This is a genomic window from Prosthecobacter sp., assembly GCF_044378005.1.
Taxonomy (GTDB): domain Bacteria; phylum Verrucomicrobiota; class Verrucomicrobiia; order Verrucomicrobiales; family Verrucomicrobiaceae; genus Prosthecobacter.
The window spans coordinates 1-21,994 of the sequence record NZ_JBILYB010000337.1 but is presented as its reverse complement, the minus strand read 5'-3'; the positions used below and the strand labels follow the sequence as shown (position 1 = coordinate 21,994).

6 protein-coding genes are annotated in these 21,994 nt (G+C 57.0%); all 6 read right to left on the bottom strand.

Features of this window, described 5'->3' with window-relative positions:
• Positions 1-182: 182 nt before the first annotated feature.
• The 6 genes from guaA to AC6FTP_RS27170 all read right to left on the bottom strand — a co-directional run bounded on the left by guaA (position 183) and on the right by AC6FTP_RS27170 (position 21,988).
• The gene (guaA, locus tag AC6FTP_RS27195) at positions 183-1,703 is read right to left on the bottom strand and encodes a glutamine-hydrolyzing GMP synthase (protein WP_497210032.1); all 1,521 of its coding nucleotides are present in this window, start codon (positions 1,701-1,703) and stop codon (positions 183-185) included.
• Between the two features lie 56 nt (positions 1,704-1,759).
• A complete protein-coding gene (gene guaB, locus AC6FTP_RS27190; protein ID WP_497210031.1) occupies positions 1,760-3,220 on the bottom strand; it encodes an IMP dehydrogenase in 1,461 nt (486 codons plus the stop codon).
• A gap of 50 nt (positions 3,221-3,270) precedes the next feature.
• Positions 3,271-3,984 (bottom strand): Verru_Chthon cassette protein D, encoded by a 714-nt coding sequence (vccD, locus tag AC6FTP_RS27185; RefSeq protein WP_497210030.1) that lies wholly within the window; start codon positions 3,982-3,984, stop codon positions 3,271-3,273.
• Between the two features lie 40 nt (positions 3,985-4,024).
• Positions 4,025-5,146: a Verru_Chthon cassette protein C gene (gene vccC, locus AC6FTP_RS27180; RefSeq protein WP_497210029.1), complete on the bottom strand. Its 1,122-nt coding sequence runs from the start codon at positions 5,144-5,146 to the stop codon at positions 4,025-4,027.
• Between the two features lie 23 nt (positions 5,147-5,169).
• Positions 5,170-10,509, bottom strand: coding sequence for a Verru_Chthon cassette protein A (vccA, locus tag AC6FTP_RS27175; protein WP_497210028.1), 5,340 nt, complete (start codon positions 10,507-10,509; stop codon positions 5,170-5,172).
• Positions 10,510-10,654: 145 nt separating this feature from the next.
• On the bottom strand, positions 10,655-21,988 hold the full coding sequence (locus tag AC6FTP_RS27170; RefSeq protein WP_497210027.1) for an immunoglobulin domain-containing protein: 11,334 nt from the start codon (positions 21,986-21,988) through the stop codon (positions 10,655-10,657).
• Between the last annotated feature and the right edge of the window lie 6 nt (positions 21,989-21,994).

Sequence of the window (21,994 nt, the reverse complement as noted above, 5' to 3'; positions counted from 1 at the left end):
CTGGGCCAAGACCCGGCGGATCGACGGTCAGCGGAAAGCGGCATAGTTGTCGAAACCAAAAGGCAAGCTTAGACCGAGGGCACTCGGCGCACCGCTAACCGATGACCCACGTCATCGGGGGCGGTTTGTTTTCCTAGCTTCAAATTGGCAATCGAAGTTCTGGGAGTGCCAGAACAGCAAACTCACTCCCACTCGATGCTTGCAGGCGGCTTGGTGCTGATGTCGTAGAGGACTCGGTTCACGCCTTTGACGCTGTTGAGGATCTTGTTGGAGGCGTTGCTGAGCACTTCATAGGGCAGCCGGACCCATTCGGCGGTCATGGCGTCTTCGCTGATGACGGCGCGGAGGCTGATGGCCTGCTCGTAGCTGCGTTCGTCGCCTTTAACGCCCACGGTTTTGACGGGGAGAAGGGCGGCGTAGGCTTGCCAGGTTTGCTCATACCAGCCGCTGCGGCGGAGTTCGCCGATGAAGATGGCATCGGCCTGCTGGGTGATGGCGACACGTTCGGGCGTGATCTCGCCCGGAATGCGCACGGCGAGGCCGGGGCCGGGGAAAGGATGACGCCACAAGGCGCGGTGCGGGATGCCGAGGCTGGCGCCGAGGGCGCGGACTTCGTCTTTGAAGAGTTCGGCGAGCGGTTCGAGCACTTTGCCCTGCTCTTTGAGCTCCATGATGCGATCGACGCGATTGTGATGCGTCTTGATCTTGCTGGCGATGCTGCCGCTGGTGGCGCTTTCGATCACGTCGGGATAAAGCGTGCCCTGGGCGAGCAGTTCGACGTTGTCGGCGACCTTCCAGAATTCTTCCACGAAGAGCGTGCCGATGATGCGGCGCTTCTGCTCGGGATCGGTGACGCCTTTGAGGGCACCGAGGAAGATGGCGCTGGCGTCGATTTGCTCGATGGGGACGCCGACTTCACCGAAGAGGGCTTTGACCTCGGCGGTTTCGTTCAGGCGCATGAGGCCGGTGTCGATGTAGATGCAGCGCACCTTCACACCCGCACGAGCGAGCAACACAGCGAGCACGGTGCTGTCCACACCGCCGGAGACGCCGCAGATGACTTCGCGATTGCCGACTTCGGTTTTGATGCGCTCGATCATCTGCGCTTTGAACTCCTGGATGTCGAACTTGGCGAGCTTGGCCCCGCTTTTGATGAGGAAGTTCTTCAGGATGGCCGTGCCTTCATGCGAATGCGTGACCTCAGGGTGAAACTGGATGCCCCAGCAGCGGTCGGACCACTTCAGAGCGACGGGAACGGCGTCTTCGTTGGTGGCGATGACTTTCGTCGTGTCGGCGAGGTTCGCGCAGGTGTCGCTGTGGCTCATCCAGACCTGGGATTCGTGGGAGATGCCGTCAAAGAGGTCGCTGTGGTCAGTCACGACGAGCTTGGCGGGGCCATACTCGCGGGTGACGCCGGGCTTCACGGTGCCGCCGTGCTTGATGTTCAGGAGCTGCATGCCGTAGCACACGCCGAGTACGGGAACACCGAAGGACATGAGTTTGTCGTAATCGACATCTGGTGCGTCTTTCTCCGAGGTGCTGCGCGGGCCGCCGGAAAGGATGATGGCACCAGGGTTGGTGAGCTTGGCCAGCTCCGCTGGCGGATAGAGGTGCGAGACGAAGCCCAGCTCGCGAACGCGGCGGACGATGAGCTGGGAATACTGGGAGCCGTAATCGAGGACGGCGACTTCTTGGGCGGTCATGAGAGGGAAATGACGAATGACGAATGACGAATTCAGAATAACGAACGGGGAATCCATCAATGCGGCTCGTAGTTCACGGGTTCTTCGGTGATGACGACATCGTGCGGGTGGCTTTCTTTGAGGCCACCGGCGGTGATGCGGACGAAGCGGGCTTTGGCGCGGAGTTCGGTGAGGGTGTTGGCACCGACGTAGCCCATGCCGGAGCGGAGGCCGCCCATGAGCTGGAAGACGACATCGGATAGCGGTCCTTTGAAGGGCACACGGGCCTCAACACCTTCGGGAACGAGTTTGCCGGAGCTGTTTTGTCCGTAGCGGTCCCCTGCCCCTTTACGCATGGCTTTGAGACTGCCCATGCCACGGTATTCTTTGAAGGTTCGGCCCTGCCATTTGACCATGTTTCCAGGGCTTTCGGCGGTGCCGGCAAGCAATGAGCCGAGCATGACGCAATCAGCACCACCGGCGAGAGCTTTGACGATGTCGCCCGAATAGCGAATGCCGCCATCCGCAATGACGGTGACACCGCGAGGACGGCAGACTTCGGCGACTTCCTGCACGGCGGTGAACTGGGCCATGCCGACGCCCGAAATGATGCGCGTGGTGCAGATGGAGCCGGGGCCAACGCCAACTTTGACTGCGGAAGCGCCGGCATTGACGAGGTGCAGGGCACCGTCGGCGGTGACGACATTGCCCGCCACGATGGGGATGCCTGCGCCGACTCGAGCACGGAGCCTTTCAATGACGGAAGCGACACGAGTGGTGTGTCCGGTGGCCGCGTCGATGAACAACGCATCCGCTCCAGCGGCAACAAGCGCAGCACCGCGATCTGCGCAGTCATCGCCGACTCCGACGGCGGCGCCGACACGGAGCTGGCCATTGGCGTCTTTGGCCGCGTGGGTGAAGGTCTGGCGCTTGGTGACGTCCTGCTTCGTGATGAGTCCGGCGAGTTTGCCGTTGGCATCAACGAGGGGAAGTTTCTCAATGCGATGGGTGTAGAGGATCTTGAGCGCTTCCTCGTAGGAGGTGTTGGCCGTGCCTGTCGCGAGGCGTTCCAACGGCGTCATGATGGCTGAGACGGGCGTGGCTTCGTCTTCGATGTACCACATATCACGGCTGGTCACCATGCCGACGAGTTTTCCCTCTGGATCGATAACAGGGAAGCCGCTGACGCCCTTGGTCTGCATGAGCCATTGCAGCTCGCCGAGGGTCGTTTCCGGGCGGACGCTGTGAGGGTTCTGGATGACGGTGTTTTCGGAACGCTTCACCCTGGCCACCTGCTCGGCCTGATAGTCGATGGGGCAGTTACGGTGAATCACGCCAAGACCACCTTCACGAGCCAATGAGATGGCGAGTTCGGATTCCGTTACCGTGTCCATCGCTGAGGAAAGGACCGGAACATTGAGGCGGATAGAACCGCCAAAAATCGTGCTGATGTCCACATCACCGGGGAGCACTTCGCTCAACCCGGGCAGGAGCAACACGTCGTCGAAACTGAGTGCAAGAGAAGGTAGATCGCCCATAGGCCATCTAATCAGCACTCAGAGTCCTGTCACGCAGAAATTCGTTTTGATCACGGACGATAGATACGGGCCTTGCCGGTGTAGGCGTCGATCTGGATGCAGTAGTAGTTTGGGGGCGGGATGGTGGGTGAGTCAATGAACTGTGACTCAAGCAGAGTCATGAAGCTGGTCGCCAGAGGCGGCACAGTGTAGGCCATCGCCGTGGCAGTGGCGTTGTCTTCATCGAGCGTGGAGCTGTTGAGGAGGCGACAACTCCCATCGGGGAAATAGCGAAGCGCCGCATATTCCACGGCACCGCCACCTCCACCGGAGCCAGGAGAGAAGACATATTGACCGTTGTTCTCCGTCTGTGCGGCGGTTGTGTTCAGCATTGGGGAAAGCTCCTCCTGTGAGGCTAGCACGACGCCAGAATCAAAGTAGTAAGGCTCCGAAATGGCTACAGGAACGCCACCGCTGGGAGTCTCCACGACTTGGTAGGCATAGAACAACTGCTGACTCGGGCGTTCGGACGTGACATTGGCATACTTGTAGAAGCGCATCTCCACCTCTCTGCTCCGGGCAATGGCTTCCTGCTGCGTCAAATTGAGACGGTTCAGCAAACTGTCACCAGCTGAACTGAGGCGCGTGGAACGAATGACATCCACCAGTGTGGGCGTGGCCAGTGCGATCAGAAGTGCGATGATGCCGACGACAGTCAGCAGCTCAACGAGGGTGAAAGCAGCACGACTGGGTGAGATCCCGTTTTTTTTCGATTCAAGAATCATGGCGTATAGGAAAGGTTTAAGCAGGGCTTGGTCAGGTCTCTCAAATACTCCACTTGGCACCCCTCAACTGAACCGTCGCTGAAAACACTCGGTAATTGAGTTTGCGCTGTTGCAGTTTGGAAACCAACCCGGCCAGCTCTGTCTCGAGTTCAAAGGCTTTGGAAAGAGCTTCATTGACATCATTCCCCAGTGGGGGACTGCCTGCGCTGCCACTGAAAAGTTCCAATTGTTTGGCAGATCGCTCATCAATCGCCACCAACACCACACGAATCAATGGCGGCAGGAGGTTTTGCGTGCCTGCCGGAGATGCTGGCGTAGAAAGATTCACCACAGTGGAGTCATATTGATAACTCGTTGCGATCTCAGTCGTGCCGCCAGCCTGCGTCTCGGCAGTAGCCGGGTCTTCTCCAACCTTCAACTCACGGCGCGGAGAGATGATCAGAGCCACGATGTTATCGGCAACCGGCCGTGTGACTGGGATGGTGTTTGTGCTTGATGACGAGCCTGAAGTCACCCCTGCGCCCGAAAACCATGACTTGGTAACCGTTCCGGTGGCACCTGCGGGATAAATTAAATTTTTCTCGGCAGGCGGGGAATACTCCATCAATCGATAGCGAAAGCTGGCGTTACCAGGAGGAATAAAGGCAGGTATCCAGCTTTCGTCTGACGTGTATTGCACGAAGTAACCCCGTGCACAGAGCAATCTGTCCAGCCCCACCAAGCTTGCACTGTTGGTGACACCCAGTGGAGCCTGAAAGAAGACGGAATGACCAGGCAGGGCATCCGAACCACCGCCACCTGTGACGAGACTTGCAGCCGGACCACAAATGAACTGCAGATCAGATTTCCTGACATAAGTCGCAGGAGCAGCAGCCGAAGCTGCAGACGTACCTGCGGTGGCAATGTAATTGTTATCGTAATCAATGTACGTGTTCAGCGTAGCTTGGGAAAGATTACGCGTCAGGATGTCAAACGCGGTACGGGCCTCTCGAAATTGACTGACACGGGCATTTGAGGCAGACCAAGTGGACTGCACCTGACCGATGACCTGTGCGCTGATGAGCAACAGAATGGTCAGCACGGCGAGCGAAACCATGATCTCCACCAGTGTGAATGCGGCGGGGATTCGCTGTTTAGTGCAACTTAAAGATGATGATTTCATGACAGTAGGGGGGGGATGACTGATCAAGGTGCAAAACGTTTCGATTCGATGACACGGAAGCGATAGTAACTGTCGAGAGGCGGATGGGCGTTTTCATCCATCGGGTTACCCTGGGTAAAGTCGGCAGCCGTGCCTGCTGTCACAAGGTCCTGCTGGTCGATGTAGCGCTCCAAAAGGAAGGAACCTCGGTACTCCCCGGTCACCTCGTCCTCACCGGGAGTGAAGTTGTCTATCGCCCAACCATTGTCTTGGTTGCCGCGCAGCGCCTTTTTGATCGTCTGAGCTCTCACGTGCACTCGGAAGGTGTTGGAGCGGGTGGTCAGCTTGGCGTAGAGATTCGCGTAAGGCGACTCGCGGGTATTATCACCCGTTGCGGCATGGGCGTTCCAGAATTTCTGCATCGCGGCCTGACGATCACTGTAAGTATCCAGTTCATCGGGTTTGATGTTTTCATTCGCGTCTTTATCAGCACCTTGGACAATAGAGCTGAAGGGTGTGCCAGCGAAGACAGTCTGATCTCGCTGATTCCCTGCGACCGTCACGCGGGATGGAATCAGGTGGATTTCACAAATCTGACTGGCCGAGCGGAAGAGACCGGAACGGAAGTTTGATCCCATCCCTCCATCATTCAACGAATTGCCACCGACGGCGGCGGGACCTTTGTCCACATCTGAAGCACCGAAGTTAAAGCGCTCCTCAAACTGACGCAGAGTGCCTACCACGCGTTGGCTGGCCCTCTGATGATTGACCCACCATGGATTGTCTGCCGTGCCATTCTCAATATTCATACGGTCAATCGCGATGGTGCGGTGCCACTTTGCCGCTGGATCACCAAGCGCTGTCGTCTCACTGCGGAACACGGGTGCGGTGCTGCCTTGCGGTCCAAAACCACGGCGAACACTTCTAGCGCGGGTCATATCCACATTCGGTAGAGCAGCAAAAAGCTCGCCCTTCATCACGGCATGGAGAGCCGTTGCGCGCCGGATGTGGGTGAATGGCAGCATCTGGTAGTTCATGTTGACCTTGCCCGCCGTGGAGAGGGGCTCACTGATGGCGTAAGGCTCGACGACTGGCATCCAGAACAAGTCCAGCAGGTAGTGGTCTGGCGGCGTGGCTTGTCCCGGATGACGGCCCAGAGCACCATTCAACTGGAGGTAGGGTCGGAAAAGCAGATTTGTCCACGCGCCATTGCCTCCATTCGAGGCATCAGGCCCGTTCTTGCTGGCATAATGCACGCGGCTTGGCAGCGATCCCATCATGACTGGAGAACTGACCATGCGGTTGGGTGTGAAGAAGCTTTGGGCTCCGGGGGCAAAGCGAGCGCCAAACGAATCTGAGCGGAAGTAGGTGGCACGCCACTCCACCGCTCTGGGCCAACCCGAACCCTGGTAGTCTCCAACGGCAAAGTTCCCCTCATCAGCTTTATTGATAAAGGTGCCCACACGCCCGCCAGGGTCAGTCTCATCGAAATCATAATAACGCTGGCAGAGATAAGCGGGAGACAGACTGTTGGTCACAGAGTTGACCCGGTTGTCGTTGACGCCTGAGTAGGGGGCATCCGGCGTCTGACCTGCGCTCACCAGAACGGATTGGGGCAATGTTCTCTTGGTGGGGTTTTCGATACCCTGGATCTCCAAAGAAGGGTCGCCACTGCGGTCAAAACCCGCCTCAGAGCCTGCTCCATAGTTGGAGAAGTTATGGGCCATGAAGGCAGTGTCACTGTCATACAAAGGATGCGGGGACCAGTCTGTGTCTTGGACCACAGCTTTTGCATAGATCATCCGGGCATCGCCATGGCCAGGCTGGAGACTTCTGACGACATCTGATCCATAATGATATTGTGGCTTATTGTATCCTTCACCTGGGTCATAGGCTGTTCTGGACCAGCGAACCACATCGGTGGCTCGTGCATTGTCATGCCGCTTCACATTCTGGTAGTTGCCGGTCTTCTGGAACCCATAAATGAGAGCTGTAGATCCTGGCACGGCCTGGTCGGGAGTTCCTGCCGTTCCTTGAGCGGTGTCGCCGTCCCGGTTCAACCTGATGACACCACCGGTATAGAAGGAGTTCAGATTCCCCTGAGTGACACGCCTCGGCTCGTTAAGACGTCCAGGGATCATCAGATTGACATCCTGAGACTCCCTGGCCAGCGCGCCTCCCATATGAAAAGCCCACCAGTGAGGTGCCTGCAGGGCAGGATGCCTGTATTGAGTTCCGTTGGAGTCAACCCACTCCTCGTAATTGGTGGGTCGGACGACGAGATCTGGCATCGGCGCACGCCCCTTAGGGAGGCTAAAATAAATCGTCTGAGTGGGAGTGCTCCGTTTCCAATCATGCGTGTCATAGATATCGATGCGGATCGGGCGCCCAGAGGTGGAGAAATCCAACTCCGTGTCACTATCCACCTTAAAGAAGCTGGAAACCAAATCCATGCTGATGATGTCTGCATGCTCGTTCCCAGTCGTCGATGAGTTGTAGTTCAAGTCAGCCGGCATGCGGTCAAATGGCCCCAGCAGCCGACCCCGTGCGATGCGCCTGAAACTGGCATAGCCGCCGACCTGAGGCGAACCATCGATTTCATAGAGAGGCTGGGAACTCTTGAGCACGATGTCTCCTGATTTTTTGAAGATCGACTGCCCCTCGACGGTGATCCCCTGCAGTTCCTCACCCTTCAGAACAACGCTAAACTCAGGGAAAATGCTCGTGTAACCGACGGATGGACAGAAGAACTCCAGGTGCATCATAGCTTGCACCTGCTTCTCTCTCGGCCCTAGCGGACGATCCTCCTCCAGAGTGTAGTTCCAATTTCTTTTGTCTGCTCCAGGATGGAATTGCCTATGATTACCGAGATTTTCAGGTGTCAGCACTCCATCTTCAGCTCCATACAAATCCACGACTTTAGATGGATCCGACAAGGGTGGGTAGTTCGAATAATAGCGCGCTTTCATATTCCCAGCAGCGCCAGCAGCCCAATGCTCTAGCCCCAAATTCTCGATTTTCAAGTCATACGGTTTTCCATTGTACGTGAAAGAAGGCCCAAAGGGCGCAGGGATGTCCTCCACCTGGAAAACACCGTCGATTGTGTTGTTGATGCGCAGGGCCGTCCTCCCTCCTGAAACAATACCATTCTCGGCGTCTGACTCGAATTTCGCCAATCCCTGCTGAGTAATATCTTCCGTTTCCAGTTTGTAGGTGAGTTTTCCTCTAGGCGTGTCAGGCGGATCAGGTTCCTGCTTGGAATCCAGTGTCATCTTCCGCCAGCTATACATGTCTGGCTGACCGTCGGCAGTGCAGATGAATTGCAGACCGATTTCGCTGATGGAAACGGAACGTCCAAACCCGCGATAGTTCTGCCCACCAATGTTCCAGATGGCTGGTGCCACCTGACCGTGACCAGGCAGAGCGCGGTCGTTGAACGGAATGTTTGAAGACGATGGATTCCGAGCGATGCCGACGGTGTAAGTTTTGAACTGCGACTGAACGGTGTCGCGCTTCTGGTAGGTCTGCACCCAGTCCACATTACCTACAAAGGTCGGCCAATTGTTACGCTGTGGCTCCACGAGAAAGCTGTCATGGAGGTTGGTGGAACGGATGTAGTCAAACATCTGGACGATGACCTGACGATAGTTGTCGAAGCCATTGGCACCGCGCATCTTGGTCTTGAAGGTATTGCCAGCACCGCCGAAAGCAGTATCCGAAGGGAATCGGGCGGTGGCGAGGACCTTGTCCAGCATCTCAAGCAAGGCTTTGTTTCGTGGGAGTTTGATGTCCGTGGTGGGGCTGCGGGAATCCTGACGCTGGAAGATGTAGAGATTGTCTGAGGCGACCGGGCCAAGTCGTGCGCAGAATTTGATGAGGTTGTCAAAACCAGTGCGTTTGGAGGCTTCTGTGTGGATCGGCCACATGGCGATGCGCGGGAGGCCCAACATGCTGATCTCGCTTGCCCGGCTGTGGGCTGTGAGGAAGCCCGAGGCGCGTTCCAAAGTCTGCTTGGTGAAAATGTTGCCCCCCTGGATTGAGGTGTCATTCATCTGGCGACCGCTGGCGTTGCTGCCTTCGGAAAAGAACAGCTCGTCCACACTGGCATAGATACGCTCATTCAGGGCATCCGTAAGGACCACATTCGTCGTTAGCCCACCCGATCCGCCGGAGTTGAAATCATCTGCTGCGAACAGTTTGGTGCCTGCATTGCTGCCGCCAGAATTGAGGCGCGGAACGAGGTCATAAATCTTATTTTTGACACTGAGCGCACGGGTAAGCGCAGCTCCCCCCGGTGTTTTGCCGTAGGTTTCCAGGTCTCGGGCGGGATCCTGAGTGGGGTTTGGAGAAAGGACGCTGCTGAGCGCCACCGTGGCAGGATGGCCTGAGAACCGCTGATACTCCCCACGAGCCGCAGGGTAGTCCGACCAGCGATGGTCACGCTCATGGAAGTAGGTGGGCTTGCCCTGATAAGTCGGCTCCGAGGCGGTGTTGATATTGATCTTGCAACTTTCGTCATCAGCCCAGAAGGCAAGACGAGCGATAATGGGATTGCTGGCCGTAGCCTGACTGCCACCCGAGCTTTGGAAGGTTTTGCTGGCATTCAAGGTGCCTACCGTGCCGTCTTTGAGCATGTAAAGCCATTGCACGGGCATGGCCAGACGCAGTGTATCAACAGCGGCTGCTGATGAACTTGGCAGGACGATGGACTGCTGCTTCGCGTCGTTTTCAGTTCCCACATTGTTGCCAGCCACAGCGGTCTTGGTGGAATACTGGAATCCTTCTGCGGGATAAGGCGTGCCGCCAGAAGGATCCATATCATAAGCGGCGCGAGGATCGAGGATGGGGAAAAAGGTCTGGGTCGTGGTGACGGTGCCATCCACTGCGGCGATGCCCTTGATGACTGGCTCGTTGAGATCGACGTATCTTACGGTGTTGTCGCCTTGGTTCCAATTGGTGGGCGGCTCCGAGTTCTTCACAAAATTGAACTCGTCAGAGACACTGTTATTGCCGTTGGGGTTACCACTGCCGGTGAAGATCATTTCGGCATCTGAAAACAGCTTGTAGCCTCCAAGAAAAGCTCCGCCGTCTGTATATTTGCGGACTGAGCCCGGCTGAGTGGCATGGAATTCACGCCCTGTAGTGGAGATGTCCTGGTCCGATCCTGCTCGAATTTGGGAGATGACGAGATTGACCGCTGTATCAGCCAGACGACGCGCGCTCTGGGATGACGAGTAGGTCATCGTGCCTTTGTGCTCGGTGTCCGCGACGCTGAGGAAGGCGAGCATGACGATGGTCGTCAGGGCAAGCATGGAAAGGACGATGATGAGAGCGAGTCCTTTGTGCCGTCGGGCGTCGCTAAAGAAGGAGCGAAGTGTTTTCATGGGCGTGGGGGGATTAATTTGGAATTTGGTCTATTAAACCGAATTTGAAGCTGAATTTCAAGCCATGAAGTCAATGCACCGTATTTACTTGGTTATTACAAGGGTGGGTGGACATGATCCTCAGCTTTGATTCTTGGCCGTTGAATCACTGATCTTGGAAGATGAAAATTCCCGAGAGCTGGGGGCTGGTGGTGGGCTTCTCAGTTCCTACAGGTTTCTGATCAAGGATGAAATAGCCAGTCCCACGGTAGTCAGTTGTGCGGGGCAGGACACCGAGGCCGCTGGTCCGAACACGAATCATCAGTCCCTGGAAGGTGAGTTTACGCTTCAGGGAACCATCCACGAGGGTGCCAGAACCGGAAACCGCGCCCGTCTTGTGAGTGGGAGTGATTTTTGTGGCCGCAGCACTCGCGAGCGGGACAACCTTGGAGCCAGCATTGACCGTGAGGCCAATGAGATCAGGATTGGTGAGGGTGTTCACGTCATTTTCAGCTGGGGCAGGGTCAAATTCACCATCCTCGCTGAATTCGAGATTGGCTGTAGTCGGAACTGTGGCCTCAGGACCAAAGACAGTTCCCGTCGCCGCAGGCTGCTCGATGAATCTGCCACCAAAGGCGGTAAGTGCTACCGGGGTGACGACAGGCGTTCCCGCCAGACCAAAGCCTGCTTTGTAAAGGCGGGACTTGGCGTTGGGTGGTCGGACTTGGTCAAAAGCCCCGGAGATGTCATTATCTTCAGCCGTATTCCCCAATTCGATCTGCATGGTGCCGAGCAAGGACCCCTTGGGCACCGTGGTGTAAAGAGCCTGATAGAGGAAAAGCTGGCCTTCAGGCCCGACCCAATAAGAGCCGGTGAGTTTCTCACCATCAGCAGTACGCCCGGCCAGGGAGTATGCGCCCGTGTTAGAAACGGTGAAGGATGCGTAGCCTGAACCTTGGGGGACATCAGGATTCGTGACCAATGGACCATCTGGCAGCATGAAGGCGAAATTATAGAGGCCTTGGTATGCGGTCGGAAGTTTGGAGACATTGGCGACCACTTTGGAGCCGAAGTTGTTCCGCCAGGCGCTAAACCCTACGCTGTGGGTCTGATAGCTGATCGTAGCTGCTTGAAGCAGAGTGACGGGCGGGTCACCAGGAACAGCGGCATCGACTATTCCGAGCGCAAAGTCGAGAGTGACCGGAGGCGCGGTTTTCGTGCCAGGAAGTGAGATGGTGGCAGCGGCAGGAGCACCGATCAGAATGCCGTTTGCATCAAGGTTCAGTATGAAGGCACCGGTGAACTTACGAGCAGCATCTCCACCCATGGTGAGGCTGCCCGAGAAGGATCCCGCTGTGGTGACCGTCATATCGAAACGCCCGCCAAGGGAACCGTTGATGATGGGGTGACGCTGGACCGACCCGGCAAAGACACCAGCGATACCGCTGCGCAAGGGGAGGATGCTGATGATGATGTTCTGGGTCGTTTTGGATGGGTCGATGGCTTTGATGGCATTTGTCACGGTGATCGTGACCGGATAGCCAGCAGGATTCTTGGTCGTGTTTGCGGCAGTGGGGCGTCCAGTGATGAAGCCCGTCGCAGCGTCAATTTTCAACCCAGGTGGCAGGCCTTTGGCGCTGTAAGTAGCTGGTGTGGACTTCCATGCCTCGGGTGTCGGATCACCGATGGTGGAGGCGACGTCACTGAGGACGGGGATTTTCCAACTGTAATAACTGCCAACCATGCCGACTGGCACATCCTCTGGGTCGAGCCCAGCCATATCAAGTTCTGGCGAGGTTTCATACACGCGGAGGAAATGGGTGCCCCCAACCACCGGTGTGGTTCCGGCTGCTCCTGTGATGCGGCAGGTATAGACATCGGCATCATCTTCCACGAGTCCATTGATCGTCAGGGTTTTGGTATTGCCACCGATGAAACGACCATTCGGAGGGAGTGCCCCGCCGTTCTTGAACCACTCGAACACGGGGGTGATGGATTTGGGCGATCCCACATCGACGGTGAGCTTGACCGACTTGCCGATTTGAGCAGCAACGGTGCGGTTTGGGTTGTCCACGACGACGACACGCGCCGGATCACTGGTCGCGGAACTGGACTTGCCCGTGGCGATCACAATATTGTCCACCTTGGTAGTGTAGTCTCCTGCCAGGGCGACCGTGATGTCATTGACGATCAACGTATTGGTTGTTTCACCGAGGATGGCTGTGCCGTTACGACGCCACTGCATGACACGGGAATTGTTATCGCCTCCAGGCAGGGAAGTCAGGACTATGGTGCTGCCAGCGAGCACGGTCTGGGAGATCGGGGACTCCAGCACGACCGCAGGCCCATCCGACACGGAGAGTGTGGATTCAGCGCTGATGAGAGGCACGGTGCTCTGGTTGGGCGCGCCGGTCAGATCTGGACCATAGACGAGCACTCGATACACTCCGGCATCTGTCGTTGATACAGGATTGATCGTGTAGGTGTCGGAATTCGGTGCACCAGGGATGTTTGCTCCATTTTTCTGCCACTGGAAGGTGATTGGCTGGGCAAGGGAAGCCTCTCCATCGACGATGACTTTGAAGGAGATCGGATCACCCACTGAGCCTTTCTTCGTGGCGGAAAGATTACCACCCACGGGGAAGGAGAGCGGCCAGTCAACGGTCAGCGTGGCAGGCTGACTGACGTCACCCACAGGATAAGTCACCGGATTGGTGACACGCACGGTGTAATCACCCTCATGAGATTGATTGACGTTGGTCAGGTTGAGTGACTGCTGAGTCGCCCCTTCGATCTCGATACCATCCTTCATCCATTGGAATGACACGGGATCTGTGCCGGTATAAGCAACCGTGAAGCTGGCGGCCCCCTTCTGCAGCACGGTTAGATCATCAGGATCGTCGGTGATCTCGGCAGCCACGGCATCCCCCGTCACGGTAATGACGCCTGAAGTGAGGAACTGGGAGATGTCCCAGGCTTTGGTTACCGGAAGCCGAAGCAGATTCACCAGATTAGCGGTTCCGCCAAAAATGTTCAGCCCGCCAGAGTTGAAGTCGAGGATGTCAAACTGGGTGCCCGCTGTAGGATTGTAACCAGAATCAAGCTGGACGAGAATGGTCGAGGAGGCGGTGGTGAGATCGATGGTGGTCCCAGCCAGCTTGGTCATGTTTGTGGCACCGAGGGTAAATTCGAGAACTGAGTCAGGCCCCACGGTGAGCGGCTGGTTGATCGTCAGCGTCTCGACGGGCGCAGAAGCCGAAGTTGGGTCACCTGGACGCAGTATGGCAGGAGTGCCGACGGCCCCGCTTAGAGTGACGGGACCTGAAATGGAGCCGATGCCACCGAGAACGGTGCCTGCATTAACCGTCACCATGCCGCTGCCTGTGCCAGAATCACCCGCCACGGAAGGGGTGTTCATGACGAGCAGCGTGCCTTGGTTGATGGAGATGCCGCCTTTGAAGGTGTTATTGCCACCCAGAGACACCACGCCGACACCTGTTTTGTTAAGAGTAAGGACATCTTGGACTGCCGCCTCCGAGATGACACCGTTGATTCCAACACCGAGCCCGGTGCTGGTGCTGGAGGTGACTTGAAGTGTCTCAGCATCCACAGCGGACGATGCCAGATTCTGGAGTGTGACAGGGCCGATGAAGGTGGCGTTGCCTGAGTTCACCGATGCTGCGGCTCCAAGGATACTCGCGGCGCTGCCGGGGATGGCATTCACATCAATGGCATTTGCAATGGTGAGACCATGCGCATTCGCCAGGAGGGCGACAGATCCGCCGGGCGTTTCCTCGACCCAATGCACAGCAAAGGAATTCAAGTCCGAGACGGTGCTGGCGAGGAGGAATGCCTTTCCACCCGATGAGCCATTCTGAACGACCACCCGCACGCCGAATGGCATCTCGCTCACGCTATCCATAGAGGCAACGCGGACAAGATTGATCTTGCCGACTTCGAGTGATCCCGTGTCTGTTGTGATGGTGGGGCGGTAAACACCATTCCATTCAGGGTTCTCCCCCTGATCCTTCACAAGGATTTGTGTGTTGAGCTTGCTATCCTCGATGAAGAACAAGGTGGACCCCTCACTGTTAAAGTTCACGGCGGCCCCGCCTAGGGTGAGCGAGACCTGGAAGCTGCCGCTGCCACTTGATCTCACATAGTAAGTGAAATCTCCCTGGATACCGACAGGCATGATCGCGCCATAAAACTTCACCGCCGTGCCATCCGCCAGATCTCCGGTAAAGCGGTCGATTCCAGGATTGGCCGTGGTGCTGACAAGGCCAAGGTACTTTCCGTCCACCGTGGCAGAGACACCCACAAAAGCACCCGGACCAGTGTCACTTAGAGTCAGGCCATCATGCAACGGATTGAAAAGACCTCCACTTCTCAGCATGGATGAACCGGCAGTCGCACGATCCACGGTGATCACCTGAGGAACGGCATCTCCAAGCTCCACAGTGGCTCCGCCCAGGGCAAAACTATTGCCCAGGTGCAGAGTGCCCGAACGCAGGATCACTCCCCCATTTACGGCGGCAGACGGCCCCGTGGTCACACCTGGAGAAGCCAGGGATGTAGCGAAGTTATTGGCCACTCCTGTCAGGCTTAATATACCCTCGCCCACGAGTCGGAATCCAGCCAATCCCGTGATGGTGCCGCTGATCTCAGAGGTGGTTCCTGCCGCAGGGGCGAAGATGGTGGTGCCATTAAGTGCGACGCTGCCACTCCATGTCATGTCTGCGGTGGAGGAGATGCGGGTGTAACCACTGGCGTTGTTGAGGATGATGAATCCGAGATCTCCCGTGGTCGCGTTATAGTAAGTCATGGCTGGCAGGCTGTCTGCGATCAGCAGTGCGTTCGAGCGACCGACATCTTCGACCGTCAGCACGGAAATGGCCTCATTCCAGGTACTGCCAGCAGGGTCAATGGCAGTGACGAGTTTGAGATCTCCGTTCGTGGCGTCGTAGTAACTCACGGCAGGGCGATCCTCCGGCGTCGTCGGCTGACCATTGATGAAAGCAATCGATGGATAGGAACCCACGTCACCTGTGGAATCCAGTGTGATGGGAGCATCCCAAGATCCCGTCGGTGTGAAAGTGAGGGCGGAGACGAGGATTCGCAGGATCGAAGAATCCGCAGGATCTCGCAGATTGTGGCTGACCCCTGCGACATTCAGAGCACGGATAAATTTCAGATCCTGAGTGTCACTACTCTGATAGACGATGGTCGGGAAACCCGCCACGACAGTCAGGCTGAAGTGGCGGCCTACATCTCCCGTCCCAGGGATCGTCACTGGCAGCGACCAGTTGCGCACCGGCTGGGAGATGCCGACTCCATTGAAACCCACCCCGTTGGCATTGTCAGCTACGGCGATTTTGAGACGCGAGTTGGTAGCGTCTCCATAGACGATGGTAGGTGTCCCGATGTTGGCAACGCCGCTGATTGTGACCTCATCATCCGCCACATCCTGGGTGCCGCGGTTATCCCTGGTCAGAATGTCTCCGCCGATGTTGCCAATCGAAAGCGAAATACCGACCCCGACGTTTCCGCTTGAGTCGATGAGTTCTGGGTTCGGCCAGCCGGCACCATTCGCATCCGTGGAGCGGATGAAGTACACGTCCTGATTGATGGAATCATAATAAGCGATCGCGGGATTTCCATTCACCGAATGCAGGGAGGTGTAGAGCCCAACGTCCAAAATGTTTCGGTTGAATCCGAGGTCAGCCGTTCCGTTCACTTCCAGACGCCCCACAAGCTGCTGGGTGGCACCGCCTACATTGTTGAAAATACCTCCAACGAGCAGCTTTCCATCCGCCAGTGTCACCATGGCTCTCACTTCATTGTCTGGTTCAGGCGCATAGGTGGCATCTACCGTACCATCCCCGAGCACACGGCCCAGCCCACGACGTTCGAAGTCACCCAGTTGGGTGAAAACACCAGCCACCAGCACGTTGCCGCTCGGCTCAAGATGGAGATCCCGCACTTCACCATTCACCTCCTGACCAAATGTTTCATCGACAGTGCCATCTACATTCAGGACAGCGAGGCGGGTCCGGGCTATGGCGTCAACAAAGAGGGTGAAAGCACCACCTACCAAGATCTTGCCTGAAGGCAGCCGCAGCATGTCAAAGACCACGTTGTTGGCATTTGGATTGAAGGCATCCAGTGATGCATTGCTGTTGATACGAGCAAGGCGGTTGCGGGTCGAGCCACGTATGTCAGTGAATGAACCCCCGATCACATAACTCTCCATCTCTGGATCAGCATCGGTGTTTTCAGGGATGATGGCGCGCACCTCCCCGTTGCGGATGTCAGGTGATGAGAAACTGGTGTCCAGCGCGGCATTCGAGTCAAGACGGGCCAGACGGCTGACGCCGACTCCAGAGACGGTGGTGAAGCTGCCACCCATCATGATCTTGCCATCCGTCTGCGGCACGAGGACACGGACATCTCCGTTGACATTGGAAGCGAGAGTGGTGTCCAGGCTGCCATCCGAATTGAAACGGGCCAGCCTGTTTCGAGTGGTGTCTGTGGTAGCACTCACGTTGACGCGAATGGCCGTGAAGGTGCCCCCGACGAGGATCTTGCCATCCGGGAGAACAAGGATGGTGCGCACCTCTCCATTCATAATGAAGGCATTGAAACTGGTGTCCACGGAGCCGTCCGTGTTCAGTCGAATGAGTCGGTTGCGGTTCACACCGTCAAATTTAGTGAAGGAACCACCGACGATGGCTTTTCCATCCGGCTGCAGGGCGACAGCCAATACTGGCGTTGACTGCCCCAAAACAGAAACAGGCGTCGCCCAGCTCACCCCCTGTGCATCATTGGCTCGGACATACATGAGGGCACCGGTGGAATCATCATGATAAGTGATGGCAGGATTGCCATTGATGATGTCCAACGAAGGATTTCTTCCCGTGTTGCCCAGGCTGGCCACCGTCACTGGGGCACCCCAGGAGACCCCGCGGGCATCCAGAGCCCGCACGTACTTCAGATTTTGATTGGTGGCATCGTAGTAGGCGACTGCGGGGTAAGTATCCACCACGGCAGCGGACGACTCTTCACCCACATTATTGGATGCCTGGGTGTTTTCCACCACACCACCACTGACCCAGGCTCCTCCGCGTGCATTGACGGAGCCGATTTGGAGTGGGTTTGCCACCGTGCCGCCTTCGATCACGAGATCGACCGCCGCCCGTGAAGTGGTGTTCGTGAGGCTCGTGCCAAGACGGACAGCTCCTGCTGAAGTTCCGAACACGTTTGCCACATTGGCGGCGATAAGATGCCCTTCGGCGACCTCGATGCCTCCTGAGTGAGCATTGCCAACCCCCAGGCGGAGGGTGCCGAGGCCAAACTTGATCATGCGCCCCAAACCGGAAAGGCTGCCCGCCAGTTCAGCCTCAACTGCGGCCGGACCATTGTTCACCCGGATCGCCTGACTGAAGGCACTCAAGTCGAGCGGATTGGCAACAATCAACTTGTGCGTGGCATCGCTGCTTCCAAGGATGAAAGAAGAACCATCGGGGACGAATCCATTGTTCCCAAAACGCAAGGTGTCAGGGACAGCAGCGCCCCCCAGATTGACAGTCCTGTCTGCGCCAAAGGCGGCAAAACCACCGCTGCCAGTGAACTGCACCTGCGAAGCCGCAGTGCCCAGAGTGCGTGTGAAGTCTCCAACTCCGAGACCGATCACGCCGCCTTCGACAACAAGGGCGCTTGTCCCACCTGTGGCACCTATGCCACCTGGTACAGCGTTGGGCGAATTCAATCGAAGCACGCCGCCATGCACATAGGTCTTTCCGGTGTAAGTGTTCGTGCCAGCCAGAATCGTGGTGCCCACGCCTGTCTGAATGAAGTTCGTGGTTTCAGCGAAGGTGTAGATCTGGTTGGTCTGATCACTGAGGGCCGGCAGACTGAGGATGATGCGTCTGAAACTGGACTCCACGGCAGTCACCACGGTCCCGGCTTGGATGCCAGGTCCGGTCACTGACATTCCTTCACGCATGTTTGAGTAGAAGGAGTCTGTGAGGGAAGAATTGGTGATCTTCATCTGGTTCTCACCCGCCTTCAAAGTTCCTTTGCCCACGGTGCTGGCGTTATTGGCGGCCTTGATGGTGCGGTCCACGATATTCGCGCTGATGGTGAAGGGGGCTGCGGCATTGTAGTTATGCAAAAAGAAGTCGCTGTTGACGTCATTGCGCACGCCACCGGTCAGATTTCCCGGACCGTCGATGATCTTGTTGCCTTGATAAACACTCTGCGCGGCGAGGATGGCACCACTCGCCAGTTCCAGCGTCCGGCCCGCATCGATCGTCACGGTGCCGTCTGCGGCGGTGGAGTAGCGCAGCACGTTGGCATAGGTATCGACGCTGACAGATCCGTTCAGGGCAAGGGGCACACCATTCAAATCAGAGGCCCCTTCGGAGACGTTGAGCGTTTTGGCAAAATTGCGTGATGTCTCCCAGCCGTCCGGCGTGGTGTAGATGGGACCCAGATCGTAAAGGCTCGCCCCATCCGCAGAGATGACTCCTCCACTGGTGCTGTCCACAGTGGCAAAGTGGTTCACCCCAGGGCGTGTGGTCTCTGTCGTGTCCTGATAGGTGGCCCAGGACATGAGACGCTGGCGGTCCTCCAGAGGGAGAAGGAGGAGGATATTCGCTGCCCCAGCATCTTCGCCTTCTGGATTTTCCATGAAGTGGACGGAGCCACCAGCGTGACGTAACACATCCGTGAGCTCTTCCTGTCCCATCAAGGTAAGCGCTGCCGAGCGGAAGGGTGGCAAGGCCAGAAGATTGTTCGGGTCATAGCCCTCGACACTGGTCACTTTCACCGTAGTGGCACCGGCATCGACGACGAGCTGGGAGCCAAAGTTCTGATTGATGTTCCCCTCACGGGCACCTCTCACTTCCAGCACCCCACCTCCCAGTATCAAACTGGTTAGATTGCTCTGAGAGAAATTGGAAGGGCTGAAGGTTCCCGGAGCCGGATTGGTGTCCACTGTTTCCAATAACAGACGCCCTTGATCCACACGCATCGCCCCGAGATTGGCATTCCCATTCAAGCGGAGTGTGCCAGAGCCATCCTTCTGGAGCCGGTCCAGCCCCGAAGTGATCGCTCCGGAGAATGTGGCCGTGGTGCGCTCATGGCCGATGTTCAGGGTGGCAAATTCCGCCACGGTGAATCCGCGGTTGGTCTGGCTGTTTTCACCCACAAATTGAAGCGCACCGCCATTGAAGACCAAGTTGCCTCCCGCGCCTGATGATGCGCCAAGGCTGCCCGCCACACCACCATCTGTAAGCTGGCCGATACGCAGGGTGCCATCCGCAATGAACGTCACGCCCGTGTAGTCACTGGCTCCTGTCAGAGCCACCATGCCAGCCCCGAGTTTTTCCACCCCGATCGTGGGAGTGAAGACCAGTGTCGTCAGATCAGTCGTGTAGAAGTGATTGGTGCTTACTTCGATATCACTCTCGTTGTAGATGCTGGTGATGGTGCTTCCGAAAGGAATGCCAGGGCCGGAGATCGGCATGCCGAGATACAGATCTGTGGTGGAAACTAAGCTGGGCACGGCACCGACTGCGGGCTCCACAATCCCCATCACACGACGGCGGTAGGCATCAGGCACACTCGCGGTTCGAACCACGCCACCCACACCGAGACCGCCTCCGGTAAAAGTATAACTTCCACGGCGGTAGGCCCCATCATGATTTTGATTCAGGTAAACTGTGTGATTATTCATGACGAACTCGACCGTCGTCCCGGCAGTCAGGCCCGCCCCCGTGACAGAAACTCCCGCCACAAGCCCATCGACCGAAGTGACACCATCAAGAATACGGCGGTTTGGATCAGCGGATGTTCCAGGGAAAGCCAGTGTCAGCGGCAGATTGCCCGACATGACGACCCCGCCAGGAGGTAGTAAACCACCCGTGAAGGTAAAGTTGACCCCAAACCTGTGCGTGCCGTCATGGATCTTGCTTAGCCGAACATAGGCAGGAGAAGCGGAAACCTCTTCGATAGTCGTTCCGACCGAAATGCCTGGCCCGGTGACAGCCATCCCGACACTGAGACTCGCCGTCGAACTCAACCCGGTGATGAGGAAACGATTGGGATCATTCGAGATGCCGAGCCTGCTTATGACCGTCGTATCAAAAGTGAAGGTGTAAGTCGCCGCGCGATAGAAGCCGTCCGAGTTTTGATCCAGCCGCACGGTGTTGTCATTGATGATTTCCGCAATGTGCGTCCCCGCCGCGATGCCCGTCCCCGTGACCTCCATCCCCACAGTCAGATCAGAGGTCGAGCTCAGGCCGGAGATCTGGCTGCGTGCAGGGTGAGCAGAATCGATGGGGTCAAGGACATCCAAGGCGACGATGCCAGGGCTCGCAAAAATGTAGTTCTGCGTGCGCAGCACTCCGTCATGATCGTTGTTGAGGAGGATCAGTCTGCCAAACTGGAAGGCCTCGATCCTAGCGTTGGCAGAAATACCGGTATTGATTCCTGAAGCGATTGGCAGAGACCAATTCACGGCCAGTTGTGTCGAGGTGATCCCCGCTGGCATGGTGAGGTGACGGCGGCTTATCCCGGTCAGACGCCCTGTGCGGGTGACTGCCAGCCTGTCCGTGATGCGATTGTTGATGACCAGATCTCCGAGCTCATTGTGCTGATGCAGCATGAGATTTTGCAGATTCCCCTGGTTTTCCGTCGTCAGGCGCCCGTTGCCTCCCAGGGTCGAGTCATTGGCTCCGACAGTCGGCGAAACGAGGATGCCGCCAGTTCTGATGGCATAAATGCCACCCGAATTGTTGAGTGACACCGACGAGGGAATCTGGTCGGCGAACCGCAGGGAATAAGTATCTCGCAGGATGGCCAGCGTCAGGTTGCCGGCCACATCCGTGTTGCTGTTGTCACTCCAGGAACTGGAATAGGCGGTGTTTGGCATCACAAACCCGTCTGCTGTGGTTGTCGGGCTGCCTGGGATGCCCGCGTTGCGAGCCCAGCCCAGCGCCGTGTTACCATTGTCAAAGCTGCCGTGCTGCAGGAATGTCGGTGCACCGAAATTGCCGGTGTCGGGCATCGTCGTGAACAGCGTGAAGATCGTTCCACTTGCGAGATTGGGCATGGTGATGCTGAGCACATCCGTGATTTTCACGAGGCCGACCACATCCGCAGAGACAAAGGTGACGATCTGCTCATTGGAGTTGTTCGTGTTCGTGGTGCGGATGGTGTAAATATAGGGATCCATGGTGGTTCCCTGCCCGGTCAGGGTGGAGGTGATGGGGCCACTGCCACCGACATTGACTATGGCCACGCTGACCTTGCCATTTCCTTCCGCAGCAGTGGCAAAGTCAGGCTCCACCTCGAAAACAAGGGAGGATGGCCCCACGCGTTTCTCAGCCCCCTGAGTCTCGATCACATGGGCTCCAGATCCAATCGTGGCGAAATTGATCAGCGTTCCATTGATGCTGTCACTCAGTCGGAAGCTCTGACCCTCCACATCCGCCACATAGTA